Below are 9,829 nucleotides of genomic sequence, written 5' to 3'. Positions count from 1 at the left end.
TAGTTATAACGCGGCGCCTCGCGCGCCTGCGTGCAGAAAGAGTCACAGCATGGCCGTTACCATTCACACCGCCGAAGACATTGCGCAGATGCGCGTGGCCTGCCGGCTTGCGTCCGAAGTCCTGGATTACGTCACCCCGTTCGTGAAGCCGGGCGTGACCACCGGCAAATTGAACGAGCTGTGCCACGCCTACATGCGTGACGTGCAAGGCACTGTGCCGGCACCGCTCAACTACGCGCCGCCGGGCTACCCCCCCTTCCCCGCTTCGATCTGCACGTCGGTCAACGACGTGATCTGCCACGGCATTCCGGGCGACAAGGTGCTCAAGAACGGTGACATCGTCAATCTGGACATCACCGTCATTACCAAGGAAGGCTATTACGGCGATACCAGCCGCACCTTCATCGTCGGTGAAGGCTCGATCCTGGCCAAGCGATTGACGCAGGTGACGTTCGAGTGCATGTGGAAGGGCATTGCCGCCGTGCGCCCGGGTGCGCGCCTGGGCGACATCGGCCACGTGATCCAGCAGCACGCTGAAGCCTCCGGCTACAGCGTGGTGCGTGAATATTGCGGCCACGGCATCGGCAAGGTATTCCATGCAGACCCGCAGATCCTGCACTACGGCCGTCCAGGCACCGGCATGGAACTGAAAGCCGGCATGATCTTCACGATCGAACCCATGATCAACGCGGGCAAGCGCGACATTCGCACAATGCCCGACCAGTGGACCGTCAAGACGCGCGACCGCAGCCTGTCGGCCCAATGGGAGCACACCCTGCTCGTGACGGAAACCGGCTACGAAGTGCTGACCGTCTCAGCACTGACGCCGCCGGCCCCGGAATTCGTGCACGAAGGCACGCCGGCTACGGCCTGATTGAACTTGGCTGTGCGCTCGCCCATGAGTGCACTGCAGTGGTCGGCGCAGCGCCGGCCCGACTCTTGCAGCGACCGGACATTTCCTCCGGTCGTTGTTTCATTCGCGCTCCACTCATGCACACCGCCGCTGCCGTCAACCCTGAGATTTCACCGCGCGACACCCTGAAGGCCGAACGCACGCACTTGTTTGCGCAGTTCGACCAGCATGCCAACGTGCACCAACTTGTGACCAAGTTGGCCCGCGCGGTGGACCATGCATTGGTGCAACTCTGGCAAGACGAGCAGATGCCCGCCGATTGCGCGCTGATCGCGGTGGGCGGTTACGGGCGCGGCGAGCTGTTCCCGTACTCCGACGTCGACATCCTGCTCCTGCTGCCACAGGCCGCAGACAAGACTCCCGAGTCCCTGCAAGCACGACTGGAGGCATTCATCGGGCGCTGCTGGGACATGGGACTGGACATCGGCTCATCGGTGCGCACGGTGGACGAATGCATCCAGGAAGCCGCGCAGGATGTGACGGTGCAGACGTCGCTGCTGGAAGCACGCCTGCTGACCGGTGACGAGGACCTGTACCGCACGTTCGAGACGCACTACCAAGGCCACCTCGACGCCACCGACTTCTTCCAATCCAAGCTGCTGGAAATGCGTCAGCGGCACTCCAAGTACCAGGACACGCCCTACTCACTCGAGCCCAACTGCAAGGAAAGCCCCGGGGGCCTGCGCGATCTGCAGGTGATCCTCTGGATGACGCGGGCGGCGGGCTTCGGATCGAGCTGGAATGAGCTGCTTGCCAACGGGCTGCTCTCGCGTCGTGAAGCGCAGGAACTTGCGAGTAACGAACGCCTTCTCAAGACCATTCGAGCGCGCCTGCACTTGCTGGCAGGACGCCGCCAGGATGTGCTCGTCTTTGACTTGCAGACGCAACTGGCAGAGGCGTTTGGCTACCGTTCGACCACCGCCAAGCGCGCCAGCGAACAGATCATGCGCCGCTACTACTGGGCTGCCAAGGCGGTCACGCAGCTCAACACGGTGGTGCTGCAGAACATCGAGGCACGCCTGTTCCCGACCGAGCTTGGCATCACGCGCAAGATCAACGAGCGCTTTGTCGAGCGCCAAGGGATGCTGGAGATTGCCGACCCCGACCTGTATCAGCGCGAGCCGACGGCCATCCTGGAGACCTTCCTGCTGTACGAGCAGGTGCGCGGCATCAAGGGGCTGTCGGCCAATACGCTGCGCGCGCTCTACAACGCCCGCACGCTGATGGACGTGAAGTGGCGCAAGGACCCAGCCAACCGCGCGTTGTTCCTGGAGATTCTGCAGCAGCCGCAGGGCATCACCCACGCATTGCGCCTGATGAACCAGACCAGCGTGCTAGGGCGCTACCTGCTCAACTTCCGGCGCATCGTCGGCCAGATGCAGCACGACCTGTTCCACGTCTACACGGTGGATCAGCACATCCTGATGGTGGTGCGCAACATCCGCCGCTTCGCCATCGTCGAGCACACGCACGAGTTCCCGTTCTGCAGCCAGTTGATGGCGAACTTCGACAAGCCGTGGGTGCTGACCATCGCTGCGCTGTTCCACGACATCGCCAAGGGACGCGGCGGCGATCACTCCGTGCTGGGCATGACCGATGCGCGACGCTTCTGCAAGGAACACGGCCTCGCCAAGGAAGATAGCGACCTGATCGTCTGGCTGGTCGAGCATCACCTGACGATGAGCCAGGTGGCACAGAAGCAGGACGTGGGCGACCCCGATGTGATCCGCCGCTTTGCCGATCTGGTTGGCAATGAGCGACGCCTGACTGCGCTGTACCTGCTGACGGTGGCCGACATTCGCGGCACCAGCCCCAAGGTCTGGAATGCGTGGAAAGGCAAGCTGCTGGAAGACCTGTATCGCATGACACTGCGTGCGCTGGGCGGCGCGACCACCGATCCGCACGCTGTGCTGGAAGGCCGCAAGGAACGCGCACGCGCCCTTCTGCGCCTGGCCACGGTGGAAGACACCGCGTACGACGCCCTGTGGAAACAACTCGACGTGGGCGTGTTCCTGCGCCATGGCGCGAGCGACATCGCCTGGTTCACGCGGCACTTCCATCAGCGAATCGACACCACCATCCCGATCGTGCGGGCGCGCATCTCGCCCGTGGGCGAAGGGCTGCAGGTGGCTGTATATTCGCCCGATCGGCCCGATCTGTTCGCACGCATCTGCGGCTACTTCGAGCGCAAGAGCCTGACGATTCTCGACGCGAAGATCCACACGACCAAGCACGGCTACGCACTCGACACCTTCCAGGTGGCCGACCCGGGTGCCGGCCTGGTGGAACCCGGCCACTACCGCGACATCATCACGCTGGTCGAGCACGAACTGGCCGAGCAGATCTCGCGAGAGACTGCCCTGCCCGAGCCCCCGCGCGGACGCATCTCGCGCCAGTCGCGCAGCTTCCCGATCAAACCGCGCGTCGATCTGCGCCCGGATGAACGCGGGCAGTACTACCTGCTGTCCATCTCGGCCACTGACCGCACCGGCCTGCTGTATGCCATTGCCCGCGTGCTCGCTCACCACCGCGTGTCGGTGCACACCGCGCGTATCAACACGCTGGGCGAACGCGTGGAAGACATTTTCCTGGTCGACGGCTCGCGCCTGACCCAGGACACCAAACTGCAGCTCGCGCTTGAAAGCGAACTGCTTGATGCGCTCGCCATCTGAGCGCCAGCCTTACCGGTTTTGATTCATGACTACCGATTCTGACGATTTCCCGAGCGACGACGACAAGCGCCGCAACGACCCGACCCAACGCGCCACCCGACCCGGCAAGCGCGCCACGCTCGGTGTGCGCCGCGACGACGAAGGCAACGCCGTTCGCACCACCAGCAGCAAACCGCTGCGCGCGTCCGACCTGAACCGCGACCGCCTGCCGCTGCGCCCGTCGCAACGTCGCCCAGAGCCCGCCGAGGGGGAGCGCAAACCGCGCCCACCGCGCCGCGACGGCAACAACGACAGCGGTCAACCTCCGCGCCGCGCACAGAGCGATCGCCCGCCCCGCCGGTTTGACGACGAACGTCCGCCGCGCAAGTTTGGCGATGACCAACGACCACCGCGTCGCTCTGGCGACGGGCGTCCGCCGCGTCGTTTCGAAGATCGCCCACCGCGCCGGTTTGACGATGAACGCCCACCGCGCCGGTTCAGCGACGATCAACGTCCGCCCCGTCGCTCTGATGACGCGCGGCCGCCACGTCGTTTCGAAGATCGCCCACCGCGTCGGTTTGACGATGAACGCCCGCCGCGCCGGTTCAGCGACGATCAACGTCCGCCCCGTCGCTCTGACGACGAGCGTCCGCCACGTCGTTTCGAAGATCGCCCGCCGCGCCGATTTGACGATGAACGCCCACCGCGCCGGTTCAGCGACGATCAACGTCCGCCCCGTCGCTCCGATGACGAGCGTCCGCCGCGTCGTTTCGAAGATCGCCCACCGCGCCGGTTTGACGATGAACGCCCACCGCGCCGGTTCAGCGACGATCAACGTCCGCCCCGTCGCTTCGACGACGAACGGCCGCCGCGCAAGTTCGGCGATGATCAACGGCCACCGCGTCGGATCGAGGATCGCCCGCCACGACGTTTCGATGACGAGCGCCCACGCCGCTATGGCGACGATCAACGTGCCCAGCGCCGTGATGGCGATCAACGTCCTCCGCGACGCTTTGACGACGAACGCCCGCCGCGCCGGTTCGATGATGAGCAACGGCCACCACGTCGCTATGGCGACGACTGTGCACCGCGCCGTTTTGACAATGAGCGCCCGCCGCGTCGCTTTGAAGAGCGTCCGCAACGTCCGCAGCGCGAAGAGCGCACACCACGTCGCGCCGAGGAAGAGGCTCCGCGCCAAGCCCCACAAGCTGACGAGAGCGGACTGGTCCGCCTGTCCAAGCGTATGTCCGAGCTGGGCCTGTGCTCACGCCGCGAGGCCGATGAATGGATTCCGCGCGGCTGGGTACTGGTAGACGGCGAACCCGTTACCGAGCTGGGTTCGCGTGTGAAGCCGGATGCAATCATCGAAATCCACCAGGCTGCGCGTTCTGAGCAAGGCGAACGTGTGACCGTACTGCTGCACAAGCCGGTCGGCTATGTGTCAGGGCAAGCGGAAGATGGCTACCAGCCGGCTGCCGCGCTGTTCGTACCGGAAAACCAGTGGGAGGAAGACCCCACACGCAAGCGCTTCGCACCTTGGCAGCGCAAGGCGCTGGCCCCGGCCGGCCGTCTGGACATCGACTCCACCGGCCTGCTGGTGCTGACGCAGGATGGCCGCGTGGCGCGTCACCTGATCGGCGAGGATTCGACGGTCGAGAAGGAGTACTTGGTGCGCGTGGTGTGGGATTCGCCGGAAGGCCGGGTCGAGCACGATATTTCCAAGGTCTTCCCTGAAGAACTGCTGGAGAAGCTACGCTTTGGCCTGTGGCTCGATGACGAAGAGCTCAAGCCCGCGAAGGTAAGCTGGCAGAACGAGGAGCAGTTGCGTTTCGTGCTGCGCGAAGGCAAGAAGCGTCAGATCCGTCGCATGTGCGAGCAAGTGGGGCTGGAGGTGGTTGGCCTCAAGCGCATCCGCATGGGCCGCATCGTGCTGGGCGACCTGCCGGTAGGCCAGTGGCGCTTCCTGGGGCCGTTCGAGAAGTTCTAAGTTCAGTCCCCGCCCTAAAGAAAAACCGGTCAACGCCACAGCGCTGACCGGTTTTTTTTATGGCCGCGGCCGACTCCAGATCAACGCTGCGGCGGCTGACAGGCTGCGCCCGTGGTATTGGCCGATGCCGGCATGCCAAACACGGCCTGTGCACCGCAACGCGAGCCGAACATCTTCGCCTGATCGTGCCCCACGCCAATCACCTCGTGCGCCTGGTGATTGATGCGCTTACGCGGTCCGGCCAAGTGACGCTCGTAGCGCCAGTAGTTGCGGGCGCGGTCCAGGCGCGTCGGACCTTCGGCTTCGGCGCCACAGGTCTTGTCGAGCACGCGATGGTTCGGGTCGTTGTCGCTCGTGCCGACCAGGTACGTGACGTGGCGCTGTGCATAGCGGCTGAACAGCACCTTGCCGCTCTTGCCGGCGGCATACGGAACCATGTCGACCATGCCGTACTTGTAGTGATCGTAGTCCGGGCAGGTGTGCGTGCTGTAGCGGGCGAAGCCCTTGCCGTGCGGCCGGTCCGGCGTGAAGTACAGATACGACGACGGATTGGCCACGACGTAGTTCAAGTCGATACCGCGCTTACGAATGCCTTCGTCCACGTTGTTGAGCACCGCGTAGCGCTGCACGATCTGACCGCCGCCGGAGTGTCCGGCCACCGTCACGCGCTTGACGTTGGGTGCGCGCGCCGGGTCGGTCACGTAGCCGATCAGATCATCCAGCACCTTGAGCGAACTCAGTTCGGTGTACGGCGCATTGGTGGCATTGAAACCGCCGATCCAGCCATCCACTGACCACACCGGCATGCCGTCGAAGCCCTTGCCCGCATCTGGCTCACCGGGAAAGTTCGGGGCGATCAGCAGGACTTCATCGGGATTACGGCCGCTGGCCGCGAGCAGATCAGCGCCGGCTTTGTAGTAATCGTTGCCGTTGCGCTGCAGGCCGTGCTGCACAAGCACGACCTCGCGAATGCCGCTCAGGTCACCGTCAAGCGGATGGTTGGCGTAGACCGGGAAGTCGTAGGCAACGGCGTCGCTACCCAGATGCACGCGTTGCCAGACCGGGCCCTGGGGCTTCTCGGCAGCCGGTGCAGCGGCCGTGTCCGTCGCCTGCGGACCAGCACAAGCTGCCAACCCCAGCATGGCCACTGCGGCCATCCCAAGCGCCAGCCGGCGCCAGCCCCTCAAACCATCACGCTTCATATCATCTCCGTCGTGGATGAAAAAATGCACCCACCCGCCCCCGCGGGTGCGGCGCTCCCACAGTCACGATTCGCCGTCGGCTCAATCGTCGTGATTTGCAGGCAGTTCTGGAAACAGGATTTCGGTAAAGCCGAAGCGGGTGAAGTCTTTCACCCGCATGGGGTACAGCACGCCCTGAAGGTGGTCGCACTCGTGTTGCACCACACGGGCATGAAAGCCTTCGGCAATGCGGTCGATGGTGTGGCCGTGCTGATCAAAGCCGGTGTAGCGCAGGCGCGTGTAACGCGGCACCACACCACGCAGGCCGGGCACCGACAGGCAGCCCTCCCAGCCCTCTTCCGTCTCTTCGGTAAGCGGCTCGATGGTTGGGTTGATGAGCACCGTCTTGGGCACGGCCGGCGCATCCGGGTAGCGCTCGCTACGATCGAACCCGAAGATGACGACCTGCAGGTCCACGCCGATCTGCGGAGCCGCCAGACCGGCACCCCGCGCGGCGTCCATCGTGTCGAACATGTCTTCGATCAGCGCGGTCAGCTCGGGCGTGTTAAAGCGCTCAACCCGTTTTGCTACGCGCAGCAGGCGGCTGTCGCCCATTTTGAGGATGTTTCGGATCATGCCGAGTCTCCCGCCGATTTCTGGCTATTTCTGCAACAGCGCGAGCATACCCGCTTCGTCCAGAACCTTCACCCCCAGTTCTTCCGCCTTGACGAGCTTGCTGCCGGCCTCTTCACCAGCGATGACGTAGTCGGTCTTCTTCGATACCGAGCCCGACACCTTGGCACCGGCAGCTTCCAGCATGGCCTTGGCATCGTCGCGCGTGAGGTTGGGCAGCGTACCGGTCAGCACCACGGTCTTGCCGGCAAGGACGCCCTCTTCTGCAGCCTCGGCCGGCATGGCAGCGAGCAGTTCGTTGCGCAGCGCATCAAGCTGCACGAGTTGTGCACGATGGTCGTGCGCGCCCAGCCATTCGAGCAGCGATGCGGACACGTCAGCCGGCAGGCCGGCCAGCTGCCCGGCTTGCACTTCTGCCAGTTGCGTGAGCGTGGGTGCCACCGCCGCCAGTTGCCTGGCGCGCGTGGCCGTCAGCTTGGGCACGCCGAGCGTGGCATACAGATCGGCCGGCTCCAGTTTCTCGCGTAGCTTGGCGTTGGGCGCATGCTCGCCTTGGGGGGTGACACCCGCTTCGAGCAGCGCATCCAATGCCTGCTGATTCTTCGGTTCGGCAAAGAAATCGGCGATGGCTTCCGCCACCGTTGCCCCCACGTCTGGCAACGCCAACAGCAACGGCGCCGGCGCACATCGGATCATGGCCAAACTGCCCAGCCAATCGGCGAGTGTCTTGGCGGTCGATTCACCCACGTGGCGGATACCCAGCGCAAACAGGAAGCGCGCCAGCGGCGGCGTCTTGCTGGCCTGGATACCTTCAAGCAGGTTTTCAGCCCACTTGGTGGCGATTTTGCCGGCGGCAACGGTCTCGGGAGTCACGCCGTCACGCTCGTCGGCGCGGCGCTTCATCTCGAGAAAATCGTCGAGCTTGAGCTTGTACAGATCGGCGATGCCATGCACGTAGTCCAGCTCGACCAGGTTGTCGATGTAGCGCTCGCCCAGGCCTTCGATGTCCATCATGCGGCGGCCGGCAAAGTGTCGGATCGCCTCCTTGCGCTGCGCGGAGCAGAACAGACCGCCCGAGCAGCGTGCCACCGCCTCGCCCTCTTCGCGCACGACGTGCGAGCCGCACACCGGGCAGTTCTTCGGCAGTTCGAACGGCAGGTACTTTGGCTGCTGTTGCGGGTTGAACAGGTCGCTGCCCGGCACGTCGTCCATTGGGCGACGATCGAGCACCACACTCACCACCTCGGGAATCACATCCCCCGCGCGCCGCACGATCACGGTATCGCCCACGCGCACGTCCTTGCGGCGGACTTCGTCTTCGTTGTGCAGGGTCGCGTTGGTCACCGTCACGCCGCCAACGAATACCGGCACCAGCCGCGCCACCGGTGTGATGGCACCCGTGCGGCCGACCTGCACGCCAATCGACTCGACCGTGGTCAGGGCTTCCTGCGCCGGATACTTGTGCGCCACCGCCCAGCGCGGCTCGCGCGTGCGGAACCCCAGCTCGCGCTGCAATGCCAGATCGTTGACCTTGTAGACAACGCCATCGATATCGAACGGCAGGCTATCGCGCTTGGCACCAATGGCGGCATGGAATTCGACCAAGCCCTCGCCGCCCTTCACTGCCGCGCGCTCCTTGCTGACCGGGAAACCAAACGCCTGCAGCGCATCGAGCATGCTGGAGTGCGTCTTGGGCTGGCTATTCCAGCCCAAGACTTCACCCAGGCCATAAGCAAAAAACGACAGCGGACGCTCGGCGGCCATCTTCGGGTCAAGCTGGCGCACGGCGCCGGCTGCGGTGTTGCGCGGGTTGACGAACGTCTTGTCGCCGCGCTCACGCTGACGAGCATTGAGCTTCTCGAAATCGTCGCGGCGCATATAAACCTCGCCGCGTACTTCCAACACCTCGGGCACAGCCCCATCCACAGGCGTCAGCCCCAGGGGAATCTGGCGGATCGTGCGGATGTTCTGCGTGACGTCTTCGCCTGTGGTGCCATCGCCGCGTGTGGCTGCCTGTACGAGGAAGCCGCGCTCGTAGCGCAGGTTGATCGCAAGGCCGTCGAACTTCAACTCGGCAGCGTATTCGACGGGCGGATCGGTCTCATCGAGGCCCAGCTCGCGGCGCACGCTGGCGTCAAACGCACGGGCACCGTTGGCGGTAGTGTCAGTCTCCGTGCGGATCGACAGCATCGGAATGACATGCCTGACCTGCGCGAACTCCGGCAGGATCCCTCCGCCCACACGTAACGTGGGTGAATCGGGCGTCTTCAGTTCGGGATGTTCCGCTTCCAGCGCCTCCAGCTCGCGGTACAGCCGGTCGTATTCGGCGTCCGGCACGCTGGGCTGGTCAAGCACGTAGTACTCGTGGGCGTAGCGGTTGAGCGTGGCGCGCAGCCACGCTGCCCGCGTCTCAGGCCGATCTTTCGATGTCGGACCGAGCGCGGGTTCTGCGGTCTTGCTCATG

6 protein-coding genes are annotated in these 9,829 nt (G+C 64.6%); 3 read left to right on the top strand and 3 right to left on the bottom strand.

Going from position 1 to position 9,829, the window contains the following annotated elements:
* The first annotated feature begins 49 nt into the window (after positions 1–49).
* The 3 genes from map (at position 50) to JHD73_RS04540 (ending at position 5,551) form a co-directional block, all read left to right on the top strand.
* The gene (gene map / locus JHD73_RS04550) at positions 50–874 is read left to right on the top strand and encodes a type I methionyl aminopeptidase (protein WP_199028224.1); all 825 of its coding nucleotides are present in this window, start codon (positions 50–52) and stop codon (positions 872–874) included.
* Between the two features lie 116 nt (positions 875–990).
* On the top strand, positions 991–3,585 hold the full coding sequence (locus tag JHD73_RS04545) for a [protein-PII] uridylyltransferase (RefSeq protein WP_199028222.1): 2,595 nt from the start codon (positions 991–993) through the stop codon (positions 3,583–3,585).
* Between the two features lie 25 nt (positions 3,586–3,610).
* A complete protein-coding gene (locus JHD73_RS04540) occupies positions 3,611–5,551 on the top strand; it encodes a pseudouridine synthase (RefSeq protein ID WP_199028220.1) in 1,941 nt (646 codons plus the stop codon).
* 80 nt (positions 5,552–5,631) lie between these two features.
* On the opposite strand, the gene JHD73_RS04535 is transcribed toward JHD73_RS04540, so the two are convergent.
* From JHD73_RS04535 to ligA, 3 genes are all read right to left on the bottom strand, one after another.
* Positions 5,632–6,753 carry a hypothetical protein gene (locus JHD73_RS04535; protein WP_199028218.1) on the bottom strand — a complete coding sequence of 374 codons (1,122 nt, stop codon included), beginning with the start codon at positions 6,751–6,753 and terminating at the stop codon, positions 5,632–5,634.
* Positions 6,754–6,834: 81 nt separating this feature from the next.
* Positions 6,835–7,368, bottom strand: coding sequence for a peptide deformylase (gene def / locus JHD73_RS04530; RefSeq protein ID WP_199028216.1), 534 nt, complete (start codon positions 7,366–7,368; stop codon positions 6,835–6,837).
* 24 nt (positions 7,369–7,392) lie between these two features.
* Positions 7,393–9,828 (bottom strand): NAD-dependent DNA ligase LigA, encoded by a 2,436-nt coding sequence (gene ligA / locus JHD73_RS04525; protein WP_199028214.1) that lies wholly within the window; start codon positions 9,826–9,828, stop codon positions 7,393–7,395.
* Position 9,829: the final 1 nt, after the last annotated feature.

It is taken from the genome of Ralstonia sp. ASV6, assembly GCF_016429285.1.
Taxonomy (GTDB): Bacteria; Pseudomonadota; Gammaproteobacteria; order Burkholderiales; family Burkholderiaceae; genus Ralstonia; species Ralstonia flaminis.
Note: the sequence above shows the minus strand (reverse complement) of the source record. Positions and strands in the feature narration are given on the sequence as shown.

Bases quoted from the DNA above. Each gene is read 5' to 3' on its own strand.
- JHD73_RS04535 (WP_199028218.1), bottom strand. From the start codon at position 6,753: ATGAAGCGTGATGGTTTGAGGGGCTGGCGCCGGCTGGCGCTTGGGATG.
- JHD73_RS04540 (WP_199028220.1), top strand. From the start codon at position 3,611: ATGACTACCGATTCTGACGATTTCCCGAGCGACGACGACAAGCGCCGC.
- def (WP_199028216.1), bottom strand. From the start codon at position 7,368: ATGATCCGAAACATCCTCAAAATGGGCGACAGCCGCCTGCTGCGCGTA.
- ligA (WP_199028214.1), bottom strand. From the start codon at position 9,828: ATGAGCAAGACCGCAGAACCCGCGCTCGGTCCGACATCGAAAGATCGG.
- map (WP_199028224.1), top strand. From the start codon at position 50: ATGGCCGTTACCATTCACACCGCCGAAGACATTGCGCAGATGCGCGTG.
- JHD73_RS04545 (WP_199028222.1), top strand. From the start codon at position 991: ATGCACACCGCCGCTGCCGTCAACCCTGAGATTTCACCGCGCGACACC.